Annotated in this window: 15 protein-coding genes and 1 riboswitch; of the genes, 9 read left to right on the top strand and 6 right to left on the bottom strand. The window is 44.9% G+C overall.

Annotated elements, in window-relative coordinates; translation table 11 throughout:
* Nucleotides 1-61 precede the first annotated feature (61 nt).
* From PN466_RS07895 to thiC, 4 genes are all read right to left on the bottom strand, one after another.
* A complete protein-coding gene (locus tag PN466_RS07895; RefSeq protein WP_271938415.1) occupies nucleotides 62-1,867 on the bottom strand; it encodes a M3 family oligoendopeptidase in 1,806 nt (601 codons plus the stop codon).
* 377 nt (nucleotides 1,868-2,244) lie between these two features.
* Entirely contained in the window at nucleotides 2,245-3,612 is a 1,368-nt protein-coding gene (locus PN466_RS07890; RefSeq protein WP_271938412.1) for a UDP-glucose dehydrogenase family protein, read from the bottom strand.
* 81 nt (nucleotides 3,613-3,693) lie between these two features.
* The gene (locus tag PN466_RS07885; protein WP_271938409.1) at nucleotides 3,694-4,638 is read right to left on the bottom strand and encodes a UDP-glucuronic acid decarboxylase family protein; all 945 of its coding nucleotides are present in this window, start codon (nucleotides 4,636-4,638) and stop codon (nucleotides 3,694-3,696) included.
* A gap of 534 nt (nucleotides 4,639-5,172) precedes the next feature.
* On the bottom strand, nucleotides 5,173-6,558 hold the full coding sequence (gene thiC / locus PN466_RS07880; protein WP_271938407.1) for a phosphomethylpyrimidine synthase: 1,386 nt from the start codon (nucleotides 6,556-6,558) through the stop codon (nucleotides 5,173-5,175).
* Nucleotides 6,559-6,566: 8 nt separating this feature from the next.
* A riboswitch (TPP riboswitch) is annotated at nucleotides 6,567-6,665 on the bottom strand.
* 323 nt (nucleotides 6,666-6,988) lie between these two features.
* On the opposite strand from thiC, the gene PN466_RS07875 reads away from it, so the two are divergent.
* The 6 genes from PN466_RS07875 (at nucleotide 6,989) to PN466_RS07850 (ending at nucleotide 14,784) form a co-directional block, all read left to right on the top strand.
* Complete coding sequence (locus PN466_RS07875; RefSeq protein WP_271938405.1) at nucleotides 6,989-7,216, top strand: hypothetical protein; 228 nt, start codon at nucleotides 6,989-6,991, stop codon at nucleotides 7,214-7,216.
* Nucleotide 7,217: 1 nt separating this feature from the next.
* Nucleotides 7,218-7,628, top strand: coding sequence for a putative toxin-antitoxin system toxin component, PIN family (locus PN466_RS07870; protein WP_271938403.1), 411 nt, complete (start codon nucleotides 7,218-7,220; stop codon nucleotides 7,626-7,628).
* Between the two features lie 54 nt (nucleotides 7,629-7,682).
* The gene (locus PN466_RS07865) at nucleotides 7,683-8,072 is read left to right on the top strand and encodes a hypothetical protein (RefSeq protein ID WP_271938401.1); all 390 of its coding nucleotides are present in this window, start codon (nucleotides 7,683-7,685) and stop codon (nucleotides 8,070-8,072) included.
* Nucleotides 8,073-8,155: 83 nt separating this feature from the next.
* Nucleotides 8,156-9,121, top strand: coding sequence for a CAF17-like 4Fe-4S cluster assembly/insertion protein YgfZ (gene ygfZ / locus PN466_RS07860; RefSeq protein ID WP_271938399.1), 966 nt, complete (start codon nucleotides 8,156-8,158; stop codon nucleotides 9,119-9,121).
* A gap of 105 nt (nucleotides 9,122-9,226) precedes the next feature.
* Nucleotides 9,227-13,345, top strand: a complete 4,119-nt coding sequence (locus tag PN466_RS07855) for a PAS domain S-box protein (RefSeq protein ID WP_271938396.1) — start codon at nucleotides 9,227-9,229, stop codon at nucleotides 13,343-13,345.
* Nucleotides 13,342-14,784: a diguanylate cyclase domain-containing protein gene (locus PN466_RS07850; protein ID WP_271938394.1), complete on the top strand. Its 1,443-nt coding sequence runs from the start codon at nucleotides 13,342-13,344 to the stop codon at nucleotides 14,782-14,784. Before PN466_RS07855 ends, PN466_RS07850 begins: the two co-directional genes overlap by 4 nt.
* Nucleotides 14,785-14,887: 103 nt before the next feature.
* Here PN466_RS07850 and PN466_RS07845 read toward each other — a convergent pair whose 3' ends face one another.
* Nucleotides 14,888-16,708: an aspartate kinase gene (locus tag PN466_RS07845; protein WP_271938393.1), complete on the bottom strand. Its 1,821-nt coding sequence runs from the start codon at nucleotides 16,706-16,708 to the stop codon at nucleotides 14,888-14,890.
* A gap of 366 nt (nucleotides 16,709-17,074) precedes the next feature.
* Here PN466_RS07845 and sat point away from each other — a divergent pair, with 366 nt between their 5' ends.
* From sat to PN466_RS07830, 3 genes are all read left to right on the top strand, one after another.
* On the top strand, nucleotides 17,075-18,247 hold the full coding sequence (gene sat / locus PN466_RS07840) for a sulfate adenylyltransferase (protein WP_271938391.1): 1,173 nt from the start codon (nucleotides 17,075-17,077) through the stop codon (nucleotides 18,245-18,247).
* 141 nt (nucleotides 18,248-18,388) lie between these two features.
* Complete coding sequence (locus PN466_RS07835; protein WP_271938389.1) at nucleotides 18,389-20,698, top strand: caspase family protein; 2,310 nt, start codon at nucleotides 18,389-18,391, stop codon at nucleotides 20,696-20,698.
* A 93-nt stretch (nucleotides 20,699-20,791) separates the two neighbouring features.
* Nucleotides 20,792-22,462: a tetratricopeptide repeat protein gene (locus PN466_RS07830; protein WP_271938387.1), complete on the top strand. Its 1,671-nt coding sequence runs from the start codon at nucleotides 20,792-20,794 to the stop codon at nucleotides 22,460-22,462.
* An 83-nt stretch (nucleotides 22,463-22,545) separates the two neighbouring features.
* On the opposite strand, the gene PN466_RS07825 is transcribed toward PN466_RS07830, so the two are convergent.
* Nucleotides 22,546-23,271: a YdcF family protein gene (locus tag PN466_RS07825; protein WP_271938385.1), complete on the bottom strand. Its 726-nt coding sequence runs from the start codon at nucleotides 23,269-23,271 to the stop codon at nucleotides 22,546-22,548.
* Between the last annotated feature and the right edge of the window lie 40 nt (nucleotides 23,272-23,311).

Below are 23,311 nucleotides of genomic sequence, written 5' to 3'. Positions count from 1 at the left end.
TTCTTCTCTTACCCTAGTCCACTTTTGGATGATTTTCTGCAAGACACTGAATGATTATTCATTATTCACTTTTAAGGGTTAACGTTTCCTCCAATTGATCGATCAACCCTTGAACATATTCCAGCGCATGACCAATCGTCGCTGGATCGGTTAAATTAACACCTACATACTGTTTGAGTGCTTCCACCTGATCCACACTTCCTCCTGTCGATAACAATTCTAGATATCCAGGCACAAACTCTTTACTCCGTTGTCGATATTGTTGATAACAAGCCAAGCTGACAATATGAGAAGCGGTGTATTGATAGCAATAGAACGGCTTAAAGAAAATATGACCAATTCTCGCCCAATCATATTGATGTTCAGGCAAGAGGGTAATCGCATCTCCACAAAGCTGTTCATACAACTTCATCCATTCCTGATTAACAAAATGACGATCGAAACTGCCTTGGTTAGCTCGTTCATGGATAAGTAATTCTAAGCGACTGATGGTACTCTGGCGGAAGAGTAAGCTTAATTGATCTTCGAGTTGTCCGGTCAAAATGGAGAGCTTTAAGGCTGGATCGGAGGATTCCAGGAGAAAATCTAATAACAACAATTCATTAAACGTGGAAGCCACTTCAGCGATCACCATGGGGGGATTGCTGTTAAAATAGCTTTGATGGTCATCAATCCAGGCAAAATGTAAACCATGACCCATTTCGTGGGCTAAGGTGAATAGGGAGTTATAATCCTCGGTATAGGAGAGCAATAAATAACTATGTTTGCCATGGTTATAGGCACAAAATGCACCGCCCCGTTTGCCAGGTCTAACTTTGGCATCGACCCAATTTTTGAGGAAAAATTCCTCAGCGCGGCGAGCATAATTAATATCAAATTGCTCTAAGGCTTTTAACAGAGTTTCTACTCCTAAATTATAGGGTAACGAAGGGCTAGGATCTTGCGTCCAAGGGGCATAAATATCACAACTACGGATGGGTTCCCCTAGGGTTTTAGCTTTGAGATGGTAATAGCGTTGAAAAAGATCGTAGCGGTCAGCCATTCCCGTCATAATGGCTTGGAAGACCGGTTCAGAAACTTGGTCTTCTAAAAGTTGTTTGCTGAGGGTAGAGTCATAGCCTCGCATTTTATTTTCGAGCTTATGATCTTGGGCAATATTGTTGAGAATATTGGCATAGAGCAAGTTATGCTGCTGCATGACTTCCCGGAGGGAAATATAGGACTGGTAGCGAATTTCTGGGGAAGGATGCAAACGTAAGGCAGAAAGATCGGCTTCGGTTTCGGCGTTTTTTCCTTCTGGGGTGGTGACTGGGGTATAGTTTTGTTCGCCTAGGTGCAGAGAACGGAGTTGAATAAAGGCGCTACGACCGGTTAAGTTATCCTGATTTCGGGTTTGTTCAACTTCTTCGGAAAGGGCGTAGGGGCGAAATTTGGCAATTTGTTTTAGGTAATGGTAATAGGAGGCTAAGAGGGGTGATTGTTGCAGTTTTTCGAGTTGAGATATGGGTAATTTTTTGAGTTCTAAATCAAAAAAGAGAACCTCATTTTCTAGGGTGGTTACTGCTTCCATGATTTGATCAAGCAGTTGTTTGGCGAGGCTGTTACGGGTATCGGCGGAAAAGACTAAGCTCGGATAGGCCCACAGGTAGCCACAGGATTGAAAGAGGGTTTCGAGCTGTTGTAAGCAGTCGAGGATTTCCTCTGGGGAGAGTTGGGCAATTTTGCTGCGATAGGTCTGGCGAAAGGTGGTGGCTTGCTGTTGTAGATGCTCCAGGTCTTGTTGAATTTTGGGGTCGTCTAGTCGTTGGTAGAGGTCAGACAGATCCCATTCTTGGGGGGTTTGGAGTTGGTTGCTGAGTGTGGTCATAGGAGATATAGCACTTTGCGCTAGGGAATGGGGAATAGGCTTTTGGTACATAGCTTTGAGGATTCAACACTGTCACTCATAACGCAAGCAAAGCGCTGTATTAGGCAAAAGCCAAGAGATTATGGTGCTGTAGCAAAGAACTCGTTAAGTTAGGAGATTTTCTATGGCTAGAGTCTCTATTGCCTCTTGCCTGTTGCCTCTTGCCTCAAACCATATAACCACTGTCCTAACCTATTCCTTCTCTGCTATAGGTTATTTTAAGGTTGGATGGGATTAATTTGACTGAGTAACAGAGACGAAAAAATAAGGGGGACTGAACCCCCTTTTAGCGATCGCAATGACAGGCTAAAGTTAAGCTAAGTATTGCTCGAGAAAAATTAGTGGCCAATTCCCACATAACGGAAGCCAGCAGCCTCTAGGGTTTTGCGATCGAGGAAATTCCGACCATCAATCATGACAGGATGGGCCATTTTCTGGGCCATTTTGCCATAATCCAAGTTCAAGAATTGCTGCCAATCGGTGACTAATACCAAAGCATCACACCCATCAGCCAGCATTTCTGGATCAGTTTCTACAATCACATCCGAGAGACCATGACGCATTCCCGACTGAGAGATAATGGGATCGTAGGCTTTGAGTTTCGCTCCTAAGCGACTGAGTTGTTCGATCAAGTTTAGAGCTGGAGCATCCCGCATATCATCGGTATCGGGTTTGAATGTAAGTCCAAGGAATCCAATGGTTTTACCTTTGAGGATTTTCAGTTCCTGTTGTAGTTTTTCTACTGCCATGAGCCGTTGGCGTTGATTGACAGTGACGGCTGCTTTGAGCAGTTCGGCTTCATAATTATAGTCATCGGCAGTATGAATTAAGGCAGAAACATCTTTGGGGAAACAGGAGCCACCCCAACCAATTCCAGCTTGTAGAAACTTCTTGCCAATTCGAGAATCGAGTCCAATGCCTTTAGCCACTTGGGTAACATCTGCACCGACTTTATCGCAAATATTTGCCACTTCGTTGATAAAGCTAATTTTAGTGGCGAGGAAAGCGTTCGCAGCGTATTTAATCATCTCCGCAGAACTGAGATCGGTAACCACAACGGGAACCGGAGGTAAGGACGCATCTGTGCCGACTTTGCGTTCTACGATGGGGGTATAGAGTTCTTGCATCAGAGCGATCGCCTTTTCGTTATTGCTGCCTAAGACGATGCGATCGGGGTTAAAAGTATCATAGACAGCCGATCCTTCCCGCAGAAATTCAGGGTTACTGACCACATCAAATTCCGCTTTAATCTCTTGCTCGCTCAAGCCTTCTTCTTTCTTGCGTTCAGCCATACCATCAAGGACAATCATCCGTACCCAATCTCCTGATCCAATGGGAACGGTCGATTTATTCACAATCACTTTATAACCATCTCGTAGATGAGACCCAATGCCACGAGCCACGGCTTCCACATATCGGGTATCGCTATCTCCAGAGGGTAGAGCTGGTGTTCCTACAGCAATAAATAAGATATCCCCATGAGCCACTCCAGCCTTTAAATCGGAGCTAAATTCCAAGTTCCCTGCCTGGGCAGATTTTTGCATTAATTCAGACAATCCTGGTTCATAAATCGGGGATTGTCCGGACTTCATCAGTTTGACTTTCTCTTCATTGTTATCAATACAGATAACGTGGTGGCCGCATTCCGCTAGACAGACACCGGTCACCAAACCAACGTAACCTGTACCAATTACACAAACTTTCATGGGTATACCTCAAGAGACTTAATTTTAGATTTACAGAGGGTAGATGCTTGCCTTATTGGATCTCTTCAATACCGAAAGGGATTATTCAGAGGGAGATAGGCGATCGCCAAAATCGGTGATCGTTTTGTCTAATCCTTCATTCAAGGGAATCGTCGGTTTCCATCCTAGCCATTCTTTAGCACGAGTAATATCCGGTTTCCGTTTTCGGGGGTCATCCGCAGGAAGAGGCTGATACTGAATTTGGGCATCTGGATTAACCTTTTGTTGAATTTTTTGGGCTAATTCCAGAATTGTATACTCATCAGGATTTCCCAAATTGACCGGCCCTTCTTCTTCACGATTATCGCGATTCATCAACCGAATTAACCCTTCTACCAAATCAGAAACATAGCAGAAACTGCGGGTTTGAGAACCATCACCATAAACAGTGAGCGGACTTCTCTTGAGGGCTTGTACTACAAAATTACTCACCACTCGACCATCATTTTCCAGCATTCGAGGGCCATAAGTATTAAAAATCCGAGCGACGCGAATTTCTAGACCATGCTCTCGATAGTAGTCAAAACATAGGGTTTCAGCAATTCGTTTTCCTTCGTCATAACAGGAGCGAATGCCGATGGTGTTTACGTTTCCCCGATACTCTTCCGTCTGGGGGTGAACATCAGGGTCACCATAGATTTCTGAAGTAGATGCTAGTAATATGCGTGCCTTTACTCGCTTGGCTAGTCCTAGCATATTAATGGTTCCCAAGACGCTGGTTTTGGTAGTCTTGATGGGATTGTATTGGTAGTGAATGGGTGATGCTGGACAAGCCAAGTGATAGATCTGATCGACCTCTAACCGGATGGGTTCGGTAACATCATGTCGGATCAGCTCAAAATAAGGATTATCGAGCCACTGAAGAATATTTCGTTTGTTGCCTGTGTAGAAGTTATCTAAACAGATGACTTCATGACCCGCTTCCATCAAACGGTCAATGAGGTGAGAGCCAACAAAGCCAGCTCCCCCCGTTACAAGGATTCTCATAATGTGTGCAGGTATATTAAGCCAGCAAGGTTATATTAGCCTTTTCCTAGCTGATTTGGTGAGAACTGGAACATTAGTTAAAATCTCAATTTGAGCGCCCTAGCTCTAGCATCCTTATTGACATCTGAGTATCGCTTTCGATAGAGTAAGCAAAGAGTTAAAGTCGTTGGGCGATCGCCCAGAAACCACTATGGCAGGTGGGCAAATCCGAATCTAAAAACGTCCCTTCACTTCACCTAAAGACAAAAAAAGAGCGATTCTGTCGATTGGCAACTGGCTAACCAACTCAGATGACAATCGATGCGCGAACAAGTGGGCGAGACCCTGAAAGTCTTGAAAGAATATGCCAATCAACCGGCATGGAAGGGAGTTTATAAAGTAAGTAAATACATTGACCGTATGATCTTAGCTGCAATATCCCTACTTCCTCATGGATTATCGAATAATTTAACTCAAGATTTCAGATTGTAATTGATATAAAAAACCCCCAGATTGTAGCAACTGGGGGTATGGGGGTGAAACTTAAACTTAAGCTTAAACTTGAGCGACTTCTTTCTTTTGGGCTTCCTGAGCTAAGTATTTCTCTAACTCGGTGAGCGCGTCTGCATCTACCTTGGTTTGCATGGGGCAGAATTTAGGCCCGCACATGGAGCAGAATTCAGCCGTTTTGTAGATGTCTGCGGGGAGGGTTTCGTCGTGATATTCCCGCGCGCGGTCGGGGTCGAGGGAGAGTTCAAACTGGCGATTCCAGTCGAAGTTATACCGAGCGGCAGAGAGTTCGTCGTCTCGGTCTCTGGCTCCTAGGCGGTGTCGGGCAATGTCCGCAGCGTGAGCAGCAATTTTGTAGGCAATTAAGCCATTGCGTACATCTTCGGCGTTCGGAAGTCCTAAATGTTCTTTGGGGGTAACGTAACAGAGCATAGCGGTTCCATGCCAACCGGCGATCGCCGCTCCAATGGCAGAGGTAATATGATCGTAGCCTGGCGCAATATCCGTCACCAACGGCCCCAGCACATAGAACGGAGCTTCTGAACACTCCTCCATCTGCTTCTTCACATTAAACTCAATTTGATCCATCGGTACATGGCCCGGCCCTTCAACCATCACCTGCACATTATGTTCCCAAGCTTTGCGGGTGAGTTGACCCAACGTCTTCAACTCCGCCAATTGTGCCTCATCCGAAGCATCATGGGTACAACCCGGACGCAGAGAATCCCCTAAACTAAACGAAACATCATGTTTCTTAAAGATTTCGATAATATCGTTGAAATGGGTATACAGAGGATTTTGCTTATGATGGTGTAACATCCACCGAGCAATAATACCGCCACCACGGGAAACAATCCCCGTAATCCGACTTCTCACCAACGGCAAATGTTCAATCAAAATCCCTGCATGGATGGTCATATAATCCACCCCTTGCTGGGCATGTTTATCGATAATATGCAGAAAGTCATCTGGTGTAAGTTTCTCAATTCTACCATTCACACTTTCTAGCGCTTGGTAGATGGGAACCGTACCAATCGGAACCGGGGATGCTTTAATAATCGCTGTACGAATCTCGTCTAAGTTTCCGCCTCCCGTAGACAAGTCCATCACCGTATCTGCACCATATTTAACAGCCAGATTCAGCTTATCGACTTCTTCTTGCAAATTAGAAGAATTGGGAGAAGCACCCAGGTTAGCATTCACCTTACACTTAGAAGCAATCCCGATCGCCATTGGTTCTAAATTTGGGTGATTAACATTCGCTGGAATAATCATCCTTCCCCGCGCAACCTCATCCCGAATCAATTCAGGGGTGAGATTTTCCCGTTGCGCCACATAGTGCATCTCTTCCGTAATCAGGCCTTGACGAGCATAATTCATCTGCGTGACATTGGCTTGTCCCCGCCGTTTAGCAACCCATTCAGTTCGCATATGTTTAGTCCTCGAAGTGACAGCTTCCCTCCGCCGGTACTAGCCGGACTCAGGTTCTAAGGGTTTACTCTCAGCCCGATCGCCATCAGGCACCCCTAGCTTGTGCTAAATTTTAACATAATTTGGGCAAACTAAGAGAAAAATTTGGCCTAGGGGGTCAGGTAGATAGTGCAGACACAGATTTTTAATTTTCTTAAGCTGTTGAACTTTTACTTGTACCTTACACCGATCATCACCCCCTACACTCAATCCACCTTGATAAGTGAGGCTAGCTTTTGATGAGATTTCCATAGATTAGTGAACCTGCTATTGAACAGGAATCTCCGGCTCTATTTCATCAAATTAACTGATTACCCTTCTAATAAAACTCTATGTTACCCTGGTTCATATACCAAGAGAATATTCTTCAGATAAACATTTCCTAACTATCATGCAAACTCAACCGATTGTGATTCGCGTCAATGCTGAGGTTGCCCGTATATTTGAGGCAGATTCTGAACAAGAGAGGCGTAAGTTTGAAGCATTACTTAGCATCAAACTTAGTGATGTCACTCGACAGAAAAGACCGTTAGAAGAAGTCATGAGCGAGATTATTCGGAATGCTCAAGCACGAGGCTTGACTCCAGAAATTTTAGATTCAATTTTGTCTGATAAATGAAATGCGCTACGTTTTTGATACTAATATTATTGTCAGTGCGCTTTTATTTGAGTATAGCAAGCCAGATCGAGTGCTTCGATATGCTTTAGCCAATGGTGAAGTCTTGCTATCCCTTGAACTTCTTGAAGAGTTAAGTGAGATATTCGGGCGCGAAAAATTTAATCGTTATATCACCCGTGAAGAACGGGAACAATTTTTAGGAACTTTGGTGGCAAGATCTGTTCTAGTAGAGATAGTTGAACAGGTAGAAGAGTGTCGAGATCGCAAAGATGATAAGATTTTGGAATTGGCATTAAATGGAGAAGTAAGTTATATCATTACTGGTGACAGAGATTTGCTGGTATTGCACCCATTTCGGGGTATTTTGGTCATCACAGCAGATGAATTTTTAAGAACGATAGCACCAGAATGATTGACAACTGAACCCTAAGTCTTCAACAATAATTAAAAGCCTTTAGCTGACTTCATGAGACCTAAGTTTAAGGACACAATCGCATGGCAACAAGCCGAACTACTGATGCAACCTTCCCTCTTGAGGGTCGTGGATAATCTGCGTCAAGTTTTGGAAACCTCACCCTGGAAAGGAACCTATGAAGAGGTACAAGACCCCTATCCGGGTTATGTGTTGTGCTTAACCTATCAGGGAGAGGAAATGCGCGTGAATCTGTGGGAGCTATGTTTCCGCATTTGTTTTCTAGAATACCCAATGACCCATTCCCCCTATGACGCACAGAATGTCGAGATTGATACGAGCTTAATTGATGATACGGGAGATGTTGATTGGATACAACTGGAAGAGAAAACCAAGCAAGTGATTGGGGAGGTTTTTGAGAATTTACCCAAAATGGGGGGATAGGGAAAGAAGGAAAAAACTTTAATCAACTTAGGATAAGTTGATTAGGATTAAAAGTGACCTTTTAAGACGCATCCGTAATGATTATGCCTGAAGAAACAGAAACTTTACTCTACGATCGCACCCATTGGGGCAGAATTGAAGTCAAAGGAAGCGATCGCATCCGCTTTCTACACAACCAGAGTACCAATAATTTCGAGCGCCTGCAACCCGGACAAGGCTGTGATACCGTCTTCGTTACCTCCACCGCTCGTACCCTGGATCTGGTCACAGCTTATCTGACCGAAGAGAGCGTGATTTTACTGGTTTCTCCCAATAGACAGGAACAGCTATTCAAGTGGATGGATCGGTATATCTTCCCAATGGATCGAGTCGAGCTGTCAGATATTACTGAAAATACTGCTTGTATAAGTTTAATTGGAACGGACAGCGATCGCCTCTTAGAGACCCTTGAAATCGACCCCTTAACCCACGCTCCTCAAGGAACCCACCAGCAAATTACCCTAGGGGAAATTCCCCTCAGAATAGCAGTAGGCAGTGGGTTAGCAACGGCTGGCTATACCCTTATTTTTGAGGCTCAACACCGAAGGATTTTAGCCGAAAAACTGATAGCACAAGGCGCAAAAGAAATCACCGATCTAGATTGGGAAAAACTACGAATTCAACAAGGTCGTCCTGCACCCGATCGTGAATTAACCGAAGATTATAATCCCCTAGAAGCCGGATTATGGCAAACGATTTCCTTTGAGAAAGGTTGTTATATTGGTCAAGAAACCATCGCTCGCTTAAACACATATCAAGGGGTGAAACAGCAACTTTGGGGTCTCCAACTTTCTCAACCTGTTGACCCTGGAACCCCTATCCAAGTCGGAGAACAGAAAGCCGGAACCATCACCAGTTGTATCGCTCTTTCAGAAGGAGCGATCGCCCTAGCCTATATTCGCACCAAAACAGGAGGAAAAGGCCTCACCGTTCAAGTTGCCAACCAATCGGCAACTCTCATCGATCTGCCCTTTCTCTCTCGTGGGTATTTAGACACCCCATCCCAATAAACAGATCCTCCTTAGTCCCCAACCACACTCAGGTTCTAAAGTTGTCATTACATGGGGTATTGGATAAGCTATTGAATATACCCTTAACTTCAATTCTCTGATAGTGTGGCTGGGCAATATTTCAAATTAAAATTACCGTGGATTTTCGGGTGTGTCCTATCTCTAGGAATCCTAGCGGTTTGGTCAAAGTTAGAAAGTCAAGACCGGGAATTAGTGCAACAGTCTATTCTAGAAGAGGCTGAAATACTGCAAATTCATCTAGAATCACAGTTCAGGGAACAAATTTTAGCCCTACAACGGATGGGAGATCGCTGGGAAGCTGCGGGGGGAACTCCTGAAATTCTGTGGCAAAAAGACGCTCTCAACTATGTTGAAGATTTTGCCGGACTGCAAGCTTTAGCCTGGGTAGATATGAACCATCAAATTCGTTGGAGTGTCAGTCCTGAACATCCCCAACTGACTGCCCATATCAACTTAAATCAAAATGCAGATTATAAACGCACTCTAGATAGCTCATACTACACCCAACAAATGACTCTAACAGAAAATTTTTTACTTTCTGGAGGAGACCGGGGTATTTTGATTGTTGATCCCCTATTCTTAGAGCTTGAGCCAAACGCAGAAGACAGTACTTTTAATGGATATATCGTTTCAGTTGTAAATTTAGAGACTTTGTTCGATTATCTTTTAGAACCCTTGCGTCATCATCATTATCAATTAATCATTATTCAGGGAGAGCAAGTCATCTACCAAAAAGAACTCTCTCAAGAAATTGATGTAGATCGCAAAGTCATAAAAACGGTTAACCTTTATGGTCAAATGCTGAAATTCACATTATATCCTCAAAAATGGTGGATTCAGAAACTTCATTCTCCTTTTCCCTCTCAATTTTTAGCCGGAGGACTATTAACCAGTTGGAGTATTGCTCTTGGGATTTCTATTCTCCAAAGTTGGCGAAATAAACTTAATGTTATTCAAACGATCAATCAGAAACTCAATCAAGAAATGATGGATCGTCAACAAGCAGAATTAAAACTAGAAGAAAGAGAGGCAATGCTACGGAGTTTTTATAATAGCTCTCCCATAATGATGGGAATTGTAGAACTGCTCGAAAATGATGTTGTACATCTGTCTGATAATCAAGCATCCGCTCGTTTTTTTGGCACAACCCCAGACGCAATGGCCAATCAGCGAGCGAGTCTCATGGGCGCTCCCCCTGAACATGTTCAGAGATGGATTAGCCATTACCGAGAAGCAATGGAAACCCAAGAGCCAGTTGAATTTGAGTATGAATACTATGTAGAAAACAGGTCATATTTCTTGTGGGCAACCGTGAGCTTTATCGGATTTGTCCATCCAGAGCGTCCTCGATTTTCCTATTTAGTACAAGATATTAGCGATCGCCAACTCGCCCAAGTTGCTCTGCAAAACAGTGAACAACGCTTTCGAGTTCTAGTCTCCCACTCTCCAGTGGGTATTTTTCAGACCGATCTCCAAGGTCAATGCCTCTATGTTAATCCCAAATGGGCTGAGATGACAGGATGCTATCAACCCGAAAGCTATTTAGGAGATGCTTGGCAGCAAGCCTTACATCCAGAGGATCGAGAAGTTATTTTTGAGGAATGGACTGTATCGAGCCAACAAGGCCGTCCATTTGACCTAGAATACCGTTTTCAGAAACCAGATGGTCAAGTCGTTTGGGTTTGGGGAAGTGCGATCGCCGTTCGTAATGATAATGGCGATATCACCGGTTATTTCGGTACAGTCATGGACATTACGAAACGCAAGAAAACCGAAACGACCAATCGCGCTTTAATGGATGCCATCCCTGACTTAATGATTCGATTGAGTAGAACCGGTCAATTTCTCGATGTAATGAACGTCCATCCTGCCGACCTTAATGCTCCAGAACCAGAAAAACAATTTCCGGGAATGCATCTGATGAAAGCTCTCCCTCAACTGGTGACTCCAGAACGAATCGGATATATCCAAACGACCCTCAATACCCAAACGATTCAGAGCTATGAATATGAAATTCCCCTTCAAGGAACGGTTTACTGTGAAGAATGTCGTTTGATTCCCTTTGATAACGAGAGTGTATTAGCTGTTATTCGAGATATTACCCACCGCAAACAGCAAGAAGCTGCTCTAGTTTATCAACTCAACAAAGCCCTACTACTGCAAGAAATAACCACCGCCATTCGTCAAAGCCTAGAAATTGACACTATTTTTCAGGTAGCTGCTGAAAAAATTGGCCAAACCTTCCAGGTAAACCGTTGCCTGATTCATTTATATAACCCGGAATGGACACTCTCTATCCCCGTTGTAGCAGAATATTTGAGGGGTAATTATGCTTCATTGCAAGATTTTGCCGTTCCTCTAGAAGGGAATCCCCATGTAGAACAACTCATGAGTCAGGAAGAGGCGATCGCCTGTGATAATGTCCATACCCATCCATTGCTGGCCAATATGCAACCCACCTGTGAGCGAATCCACCTCAAATCCATGCTGTCAGTAGGGACATTTTACCAAGGACAAATTAATGGAGTAATTGGTCTACACCAATGTGATGATTATCGTCATTGGACAAAAGAGGATATTGAACTGATCGAAACGTTAGCGGGACAACTGGGTATTGCCATCGCCCAAGCTTCATTACTGGAAAAAGAAATTAGCCAACGAGAAGAATTAATCCAAAAAAATCAAGAATTAGAACAGGCAAAGGCAATGGCCGATAGTGCGAATCGAGCCAAAAGTGAATTTTTAGCCAATATGAGCCATGAGATTCGTACACCGATGAATGCCGTCTTGGGATTTACCGAACTCCTCAAACCCTTACTGCAAAAACCCTTATCCCAAGAATACTTACAAGCGATTGCCGCCAGTAGTAAAACTTTATTATCTTTAATTAACGATATCCTCGATCTGTCCAAAATCGAAGCCGGTCGGCTTGAACTTGACCCTGAACCCAGCTATTTAAAAAATATCTTTAACGATATCTATAATATTTTTCTACATAAAGCTCAAGATAAAGGTCTGAGTCTCCAGATGAACCTGGATGACCATTTACCAGATTTAGTCATATTTGATGAAGTTCGTTTGCGTCAAATTTTATTTAATGTGGTTGGAAATGCCATTAAATTCACAGCTTCAGGAATGGTTCAGATTAGCTTAGAATCCAAAGAGGATTCTAATAACGAAGATAGAATCAATCTAGAAATTAGGATTAGAGATACCGGAATTGGAATTAGCGAAAGCGATCAAGCATATATCTTTGATGCCTTTACTCAAAGTCAAGGTCAAAGTAACCGTAAGTTTGGCGGTACAGGGTTAGGACTAGCCATTACACGCCGTTTAGTTGATATGATGGGAGGAACGATTGAATTACAGAGCAAATTGGCTCAGGGTAGTCTCTTTATTTTTCGCTTTCTTGATGTTACTATTAGTCACTCTCGAGTCCTGGAAAGTGTTCAAGAATATCCAATTTCTGACTTGAATCAGTTTCAGCCTTCTACCATTTTAGTCGTTGATGATATTGTATCTAATCGAGAACTGATTCGAGGATATTTTAGAGATACAGCTCATACCTTATTGTTTGCAGAAGATGGAGAAGAAGCTATTCGAGTAACGTTTAAGTATGTCCCAGATCTGATTTTATTAGATTTGCGTATGCCACGGATGAATGGCCGGGAAGTCGCCAATTTTCTCAAAGAAAATGAAAAAACTAACCATATTCCCATTGTCATTGTTACTGCTTCTTCTGAATTTAAAGATGAACAACAACTTAAATCCATCTGTCAAGGATTTGTGCTCAAACCGGTCAAGATAAGTGATTTGATTCGGGTCCTTCAGTCCCTACTCCCTCCCTCTCAAGAGTTGGACTCTTCCTCCAGCCCGAACGATATTGCCCCAGTTAATCCAGAAGTCAATTCTTTTGAGTCGTCACTCACTCCCGTTCATTTAGCTGAACTATTAGAAAAACTAACAATTCTTGAAGAAAACTCTTGGGTTGGCTTATCTGAAACGTTAGAAATTGAAGAAGTTGAGCAGTTTGTTGAAGATTTACAGACTCTTACGATAAAATATCACTATTTACCTTTAGTCAATTATATTCAAAATTTAGAGAAACAATTGGATAACTTTGATTGGGATATGATACCCCAAACCGTACTGAAATTCAAAACTCTTTTAGAGAACGTTGCAGAGGAGGTGGGCCGCTCTTGACCAAATTCCTCAACTCTGAAGCCCAATTGATGAAACCAGAAGATTGTTTATTGCTGGTTGTAGATGATAATCCAGACAATTTGAAGGTTTTACGGGGGGTGTTATCTCCCATTGGTTACAAGCTGACATTTGCCATGGGAGGACGACAAGCCATAGACCGAGTAAAAAAGGCAAAACCTGATTTGATTTTACTGGATTTAATGATGCCAGATATGGATGGTTTTCAGGTTTGCGAGTGGCTGAAAGCGGACTCCAATTTTAAAGATATTCCCCTAATTTTTTTAACAGCAAGTCAAGAGATGGATCATCTGCTCCAAGCTTTTGAGAAAGGAGCAATTGATTATTTAACGAAACCATTTCATCCTCCAGAACTCTTGGCACGGGTGAAAACTCATTTAGAGTTAAAGCATTTACGGGAACGAAGTCAGCGCCAAGCCGAAAAAGAGCTGATTGTACTCAAAATTATTCAGGGAATTCATTATTCTCTGAATTTAGAAGAAATTTTAACGACCACAGTTTTCAGTATCCAGGCGTTGTTTTGTGCGAGTCGGGTGATGATTTGTCGTTGTGTATTTGAGGAAGAATATCAAATTGTGGCGATCGCCGATTCTCCCAAGGCAAAGACGCTATCCATCGGTGAAACCGTCAAGATCCAATCCTTTGTCAATCCAGAATCGAAGGATCGCCAGTTTGAGATCTATGCTCCAGTCGGTCTAGATCGTAACCAAGTGAAAACGCACCTGAGTGTCCCCATCTATCAACAGAATGACCTCTGGGGTATATTAATTGTCGATTGCGATGACATCTCTAAAGCCTGGCATTCTCCTGAATACCAGATTTTAGTCCGGATTGTTGAACAAATTGCGATCGCCATTAAACAGTCCCAATTGTATGATGCACTGCAACAAGCCAATCAAGAATTAGGGCGTTTGGTGAATGTGGATGCCTTAACCCAAGTCGCCAATCGTCGTTATTTCGATCAGCATTTAGAACACGAATGGCGACGACTGCAACGGGAAGCCCTGCCGTTGTCTCTCATTCTTTGTGATATTGATTATTTCAAGCAATACAATGATACCTATGGTCATATCATCGGTGATTGCTGTCTGGAACAAGTCGCCCAAGCCCTCTCTTCTACCCTCAAACGCCCGGCTGATTTAATTGCCCGTTATGGCGGGGAAGAGTTTGCTGCGATTTTACCCAATACTCCTCTCAAAGGAGCCATTACTGTAGCAGAACAAATGCAACAGGCGATCGGTAACCTAAACATTCCCCATATGACAACCGAGTTACCGGAACCTATTGTGACGATTAGCTTAGGGATTGCTTGTGTAACACCCACTCCATATTCTCACTTAATCAGACTCCTAGATTTGGCGGATCGAGCATTGTATGAAGCGAAACATAAAGGGCGGAATCGGTATGCGATCGGTGTTTAGAACTATAGCGCTTCGTGCTAGGGAATAGGGAATAGGGAATAGGGATATAGAAACTTGGTTTCTTCATAGCTCTCTCCATGTCCCCGCGTCCCCCATTCCCCCATCACGCGGGGACAGTGATTTTTTGGCTGCCAGCGAGGCCAAAGGCGGCATGGATAGCTTGCAATGCTTTTACTCCAGAGTCTTGATCGACGACGCAACTAATTTTAATTTCAGAGGTAGCGATCATCTGAATGTTAATCCCTTCCTTAGATAGGGCAGCAAACATCATTGCCGCTACACCGGGATGATTAATCATTCCTGTGCCTACGGCGCTGACTTTGGAAATCGCTTCATCCACAACCACTTCTGACGATCCCCATCCTGAAGCCAGTTCCTCTAAGAGCGTGCGAGCGGCTTGGGCATCAGCTTGCGCGACGGTAAAGGCGATATCGCGGGTATAGAGGTCATTAATCACCCGACAGCGTTGGGATTGGATAATCATATCCACGCTAATGTTATGTTCGGCTAACAGTTTGAACAACTCGGCGGCAGTTCCGGGGCGATCGGGCACACGGAGCAGGGCTAACCGAGCTTGTTTAAGATCTAAGGCGACACCTCGAACGGGGGGTTGAGTACCGGAGTCGATCGCTTTAGCCGCCTGAACTTGTACGTCAAAGGTTGAGGTCAGAATTTCCACGGCGCGATCGCACTCTGTGGCTTCGACGACACAACTGACTTTCACCTCAGAAGTTGAGATCATCTGAATATTGACCCCCCCTTCAGATAAGGCTGTAAACATTTGTGCCGCGACCCCCGGTCGGCCAATCATGCCCGCACCAGAGATACTAATTTTGGCGATGTTTTCTTTGACGATCACCTCAGCATTATCGAGGCTAGACCCTTGGGCAAGAACGGGTAAGATGGCAGTTGAAACGGCTTCTGCGCGTTTGAGGGAATCTGTTGTCACCGTAAAGGCAATATCATTGGTTTGCCCTTCATGAATCGATTGGATAATCAGATCTACATCCAGATTCTGGTCGCCAATTTCACCAAACAACTGAGCCGCTACCCCTGGGCGATCGGGAACCCGCAATAGAGAGACTTTTGCCTGATCGGTGTCAAATTCCACTGCATCCACTGGACGCACCAGTTCCAGTCCTTCCAAGGGACGGGGGAAAGGTTTGGCAGAGGTTACCTTCGTCCCCGGATCGTCCGTCCAACTGGACTTAACCACTAAAGGAATACCGTAATTGCGGGCAATTTCTACTGCTCTAGGATGCAAGACCTTGGCTCCTAAACTGGCTAATTCCAGCATCTCATCACTGGTAATTTCGCTCATCAATTGGGCATCGGGAATCAAACGGGGATCAGCCGTCAAAATACCGGGAACATCCGTATAAATTTCACAAATATCAGCTTTGAGTGCCGCGCCTAAAGCCACGGCTGAGGTATCTGAGCCGCCCCTTCCCAATGTGGTAATTTCTACCTCTGGAATTTTACTATCGACATCCTCAGAAAGGGCAATCCCTTGAAAACCAGCCACAATCACAACTTGCCCTTCCCCCAAATGGCGCTCAATGCGTTGGGGATTAATGCTCAGAATACGGGCGCGGGTGTGCTGATTATTTTCCGTAACAATGCCGACTTGAGCGCCAGTCAAGGAGATTGCGGGTTGTCCGATTTCTTTCAGGGCCATACTCAGGAGAGCGATAGATACCTGCTCCCCAGTTGAGAGCAACATATCCATTTCTCGGCGGCAGGGGTTGGCGGAAATTTCTGAAGCGAGTTTTACCAAGCCATCCGTGGTTTTTCCCATGGCTGAAACGACCACTACCACAGAATTACCAGCGTTTACCGTTCGTTGTACGCGATCGGCAACAGCTTGAATGCGATCGACCGTACCCACGGAAGTGCCACCATATTTTTGTACGATTAAGGCCATATGTCTTATTCCCCTGCCATACTTACAAACCTGATGTGAATCAGATTAAGGGTGCATTTTACCCAATTATGAGTAGTTAGCTTAACTAATGTACCAGATCGATCTGCGATCATCAGCCCAACCGACCCATACCCAGAATTTTTTTAATTTCTACTTTTTAATTTTGAATTGAAACGGGTTTCCTGATGGGGGAACAAAACTTGGTACGATGAAGGCGGCACAACCTGGTTTTATGTCCCCACGGACAGCCTTACAGCAATTTTCGCTGTTATCAGAGACGCTTCCTAGCACCGGTGAGCAGACCAGGCCATACCTTCGCCTGACCCATTACAAATTACCCAATTATCGCGCGAAGCGCACTATCTTATGACGATTCATCCTGATGGCATTCCTCCCCATGGTGGTCAACTGATCAACCGAGTGGTTACCCCAGAAGAAAAGCAAGAATATTTACAAAAAGCCGACACCCTTCCTCGGGTTCAACTCGACGATCGCGCCTTTTCCGACCTCGTATTAATTGCCATTGGCGGATTTAGCCCGTTAACCGGTTTTATGGAGCAAAAAGACTATGAAACCGTAGTCACGGATATGCATCTCCAAAATGGACTCCCCTGGGCCATTCCCATCACCTTATCGGTAACCCCAGAAGTAGCAGAGCCTTTAAATGAAGGATCTTGGGTACGTTTAGACGATCCTCAAGGGCGCTTTGTGGGCATTTTGGAGTTAACCCAGAAATATCAATATAACAAAACCCATGAAGTGAAAAATGTTTATCGTACAGACGACGAAAAACATCCCGGCGTAAAAGTCGTTTATGAACAAGGAGAAGTGAATTTAGCGGGCCCCATTTGGCTCTTACAACGCGACCCCCATCCCCTCTTCCCTAACTATCAAATTGACCCCGCAGATACACGGGCTGCATTTAAAGAAAAAGGCTGGAAAACCATTGTCGGGTTTCAGACTCGCAACCCAGTTCATCGCGCCCATGAATATATTCAAAAATGTGCCATGGAAACGGTGGATGGTCTCTTGCTACATCCCCTGGTGGGAGCCACCAAGAGTGACGATATTCCGGCAGATGTGCGGATGCGCTGCTATGAAATTATTATCGAAAAATATTATCCCCAAGACCGGGTGATGTTGGCTATTAATCCTGCTGCTATGCGCTACGCTGGCCCCAGAGAAGCGATTTTTCATGCCATTCTGCGGAAAAATTATGGCTGTACTCACTTTATTGTCGGTCGAGATCATGCCGGGGTTGGTGACTATTATGGAACCTATGATGCTCAATATATTTTTGATGAGTTTGAACCGTCAGAATTGGGCATTGTGCCGATGAAATTTGAACATGCATTTTACTGCAAATTAACGGGAGGTATGGCTACGGCAAAAACCAGTCCCAGCAAAAAAGAAGATCGGATTCATTTGTCAGGCACTAAAGTTAGGGAAATGTTACGGTCTGGTCAACTTCCGCCCCCAGAATTTTCTCGCCCAGAAGTAGCGGCTGAATTGGCCAAAGCGATGCAGATTCAGCAATAGACGGGTTTCAGAAGTCAGTGGTGGTAAGGTGGGCCATACCCACCTTACTCCCGACTGCTCACTCCCGACTTCCCATTCCCAACGCAAAGGGCTAAAAAGCTGATAGGCTGATAGCGGAGAGCGGATAGCTGATGGCAAATTATGAAGCGGCGGGAATTTCTACAGCAGGCAGGTTTAGCCTTAGCGACGTTAGGCATAAGTGAAGCGAGTTTATGGCAGTTGAGCGATCGCGCTTTAGCGGCGATCGCCAAACCCACCTCTCGGAAGTTAGCCCTTTTGGTGGGGATTAATCAATATCCTCTGAAAGAGAGCCTCAAACTCCAAGGATGCCTAACCGATGTGGAACTGCAACGGGAACTGTTGGTTGATCGCTTAGGATTCAGTTCCCGCGATATCTTAACCCTCACCAATGAGCAAGCCACCCGTGAACAGATTGAATCGGCTTTTATCAATCATCTGATTTCCCAAGTGCGACCCGATGATGTGGTAGTCTTCCACTTTAGTGGCTATGGTCGCTCTGTTCAAACCGGAGAGACTCCAGCCGAACTACAAAGCAGCTTAGTCCCCATTGATGGCACTCTCCCACAAGCCTCTGGGGGGCAAATCAACGATCTTCTAGAATCGACTCTACAACTGTTGCTCAAATCCCTAAAAACCACTCAAGTGGTGACCATTCTCGATACCAGTTATGGAACTCTAGAGCGGCAACAGATGGGAGTGCTACGGGGACGCTCTTATCCCCATTTAAAAGAGAGTTGGAAAACTCGCAGTATGGAGCTGACTCCAGAAGTACAAGCACTGCAAGACCAACTGCGCGACAATCTCAAAGCCGATGCCGAACAATTGCGGATACAACGTCGGTTTGGACAACTGCCGGGTGTCGTGATTTCTGCGGCGATGCCGATTCAGCGACCCATCGAACAATCCCCCAGTCAAGGATTGGGGGAAAACGCATTTGAGAGTCAGTGGAATGGTTTTAGTGCAGGGTTGTTGACCTATGAGTTGACGCAACATCTGTGGTTAGCTGTCCCTGAAACTCGCTTATCGGTGAGTTTAGCGACTGTCTCGAATCAGGTACAAAAATTGGCGGGCGATCGCGAACAACCCCATTTAAGTGGTACCAAAAGTCAGGACGCGACTCAAACCCTTACCCAGTGGAAAGCACTCGATCTCCAAGGAGCCGAAGGGAGGGTTGCAGATATTGGTGAAGATGGTAAAAGTTTGACTCTGTGGCTCGGTGGACTGCCTCCAGAAGTCCTCAATAACTATCAGCCCTCTTCCCTATTTACTCTCACCCCAACGCCAGAGTCCCCCCCAGCGTCAACCCCCCTGATTCAACTGCGCTCGATTGAAGGCTTAAAGGCAAAAGCCGTAATGGTTCCTGGCAATAACGTTGACCTAGACATAGAGGAAGGACACCTGATTCAAGAATCGGTGCGTTATCTCTCCCGTTCCCTAAACTTAGTCGTGGGGATTTGCCAAGACTTAGAACGTATAGAACGGGTTGATGCCACCAGTGCCTTTTCAGGTATTCCCAATGTGTCTACCGTGGTTTTAGGAGAATTAACCCAAGCGGTTAATTGTGTGTTTAGTAAGGGAATTAATTCCAATCTCTCCCAGGGTATTAATTCCCACAACAGCTATGGCTTATTTTCTCCTGGATTAGACTTAATTCCCCATACCATGGGAGAAACCGATGAAGCCGTTAAAACAGCAATTCGGCGGTTAATGCCCACCCTGGATGGCCTGTGGGCGATGAAACTGTTACAGTTAACGGTTAATCCTGGATCGTCTCGTTTGGCGGTGCGAGCTACTTTGGAGAAGCTTACTCCCGAACGAGAAATTATCGCTAGGCAGGAACCCGTGAGATCGCCCCTTCCCCGGACTTCAGCCGCAAAAATCCCCTCCTTGCTTAATCTAGAGATCGGCTCTCGCATCGGTTACCGTCTCCATAACCAGGAAGATCGCCCCTTATACGTGATGTTGTTCGGCTTGGATCGTTCTGGAGCATTAGAGCTATTTCAACCCTCTAAAGTCTCCTTATCCCCCAAAAGCGCCAGCCCAACTTCTGGAAGCCAGACAGAGCTGAATGTTACCGTAGAAAATCAACAGTTAGTCATTCCTCCAGGAGCCAGTATTTTTTTGCCAGAGGCGATCGCCCCAGTTGAATGGACGGTATGCTGTGGGGAAGGATTAGCCCACACCCAAATCCTCTTTAGTGTGGCTCCTTTTACGCAAACGGCTAAAGTCTTGAAGTTAGCTGAATCTTCAACTGGATCAAAGGGCGTATCGGGTACGGTCAAAAACCCTGGAGCTACAGCTAAAGCGATTTTAGAAGATTTACACCAAGCCAGTCGGGCCGAACTTGCTCCAGAATGGATCAAACCTGATAGTTATGCGTTTTCGGTTAAGGCTTGGTGTTCATTAAGCTTTATTTACCGTGTCGTCTAGCAGTGAATTAGAATACACTCGTCAATTTAACGAAAAATGGGATAATTTGGAGAAATCTGGCAGGTTTTACCGGGCACTCAAATGAACAATCAGATGGCATTCATCCTCTCGACCCTCATATGGTCTACGGGAGGACTGGCAAATTTGGCAGTGGTTGAACCTTCAGCCGCTCAAGAGTTACAGGAAGAACAGCTTATTGCACAGGGGGGAAGATTAGATTCTGACGTGCGGGATGCGATCGCCGATGAAGTAGAGGCGACGTTTTTTAGTACGATGATCTCCATGAATGCCTTGTTTGTGGCGTTTTTGGCGCTGTTTTTTGCCCTGGTGACCATTGGCTTTTGGCTCCAACTGCAACGGTTAAAGCAGCAAACGGAGTTTCATAAACAAGAGTTGGCTAGCTTTCAACAGGATGCGGTATCCTCGATTAAACAGACCATTGGTTCTGCCGAAACCGTGTTAGAGGCGATCGCTGAAAAAGAATTATTAGCTGAACAACAAATCAGTCACGCTAAGTCAGAAGCCGTATCGGAACTTAGGGAAATTGCGGCTGAGACCGAAAAAGCAAAAGATGAAATTTATCAAAAATTAGCAGAAGTTTTACCTCGGTTAACGGAAGCAGCCAATGCTATGCAAAATGGCCATGGAGCAAGCAATGGAATCAATGGCACAAATGGGGCAAATGGTACAAATGGGGCAAATCCTGCCCAACCCCCTCCCCCTCCATCCTATTCTAAAGCAGCCAATGAGTATCTGAGGCAAGGAGATACCCAATTTTTGCAAGGTCGGTATCATGAAGCGATTACCCTTTACGATCAGGCGATCGCCCATCAAACCCATTTTCCTGAAGCCTGGAATAATCGCGGCGGTGCATTAGCCAAACTCGGCCGCCATTCAGAAGCGATCGCATCCTACGATCGGGCGTTAAAATTACGGGAGAATTTTCCTGAAGCCTGGAATAATCGCGGTGGAACCTTGGCTAAATTACAACACTATGAAGAATCTTTAGAGTCCTATAATAAAGCCGTTGCGTATAAACAATCTGACCCCCTAATTTGGATGAATTTAGCCAATGTCTTGGTGAAACTTCAGCGCTATGAAGAAGCCGTTTCTGCCTATGATAAAGCCATTCAATATCGTGCTGACGATCCCTTACTTTGGCAACAACGCGGTAATTCTTTAGCCCAAATCCGGCGCTATGAACCCGCTTTAGATTCCTATAACCAGGTTCTGAGTTTGCAAGCCAATAATCCCGAAGTTTGGTATGCAAAAGGCTATGTTCTGTATGAATTAAACCGGTATGAAGAAGCCCTCGAAGCCTACGATCGGGCGATCGAGTTAGAAGAGAATAAAGCCGATTATTGGAATAATCGGGGCAATACTTTAGAAAAATTAGATCGCTTTGATGAGGCAATTGCCTCCTACGAACAAGCCCTTCGCATACAACCCGATAAATATGAAGCATGGGATAACCGGGGATACACCCTCAGTAAACTGAAACGCTATAAAGAAGCTCTATCGAGTCTTGATGAAGCCCTAAAATGTAAACCCGATCATGCCAATGCCCATTACAATAAAGCCTATTGTTATGCCTTAATGGGCGATCAAAAATCTTCCCTCATTAGTCTCCATCGGGCCATTAAAATTAATCCCATGTATCGGGAAGTGGCTCAAAATGATGCCGACTTAGAATCAGTTCGCAACCATCAAGTCTTTAAGCGAATCATGGCAGGAGAATTGAAAGTTGCTGGTTCTGCCTCTTAGGGAAACATGGGGAATGGGGAGGACGCAGACGCTCCCTGAGCGGAGTCGAAGGGAGCGGAGTCGAAGGGAGCGGAGATAACGCCCTATTCCCCATTCCCTATTCCAGGCATATCCTTGAAAATATGGCGTAAATCCCATTGATTTTCACAGCGATATTTTTTGGCTATCCACTCTTGTAAATTAGAGTCTACGAGGCGATAAAACTGCCCGCAACTGGGTTGATAAAATTGGCTAAGTCCTGCCCAAATGAGACTACGAATCACATCTAATCCCGTTTTTAAACTCGATTCCGTATTGCCAGGAATGCCTTGTTCTTCGACCGTATACGTTTCCATCCAAATGCCATGACTACCGAGGATAATTTGTCCTAACCATTGGGCACGAGGGAGATGCCGAGCAGAGGTGATCGTTTGCACATGGTGAACTCCCCATTGTTTCAGAATGGGTAACGTATAGTAAAAGTTTTCAAAGGTGGAATGGGCGCAACGTTCTAACCACACTTGATTTTGGGGAGCAGTATTAACTTCAAATAGGCGAATAATGCACGGATCATCGGCTCCTTGGGAGATTAAAATAGGAATGTTGGGATGATTTTTAGCGACTTGCGTCATATGGACTTCTCGGCGAATACTACCCCCTAGCATTAGATAGGCATCAAGGGGAGATTGGGAAGCAGCAGAAAGTTTTTGTGAAGTGGCGATCGCCCAACCACTGCCAATCACTATAATCAAACTAAGTCCTACCAAAGTGCCAAACAGCAACCAACGAGGCAGCACCCAAGAGCCGAGTCGCGCCCAAATCTTCATCATCACCTCCCAACGAACCGACCATCCATGCGATTCTGAGTAT

It is taken from the genome of Roseofilum reptotaenium CS-1145, from assembly GCF_028330985.1.
GTDB lineage: Bacteria > Cyanobacteriota > Cyanobacteriia > Cyanobacteriales > Desertifilaceae > Roseofilum > Roseofilum reptotaenium.
The sequence above is the reverse complement of the archived record's forward strand: the minus strand, read 5'-3'. Positions and strand labels throughout refer to the sequence as shown.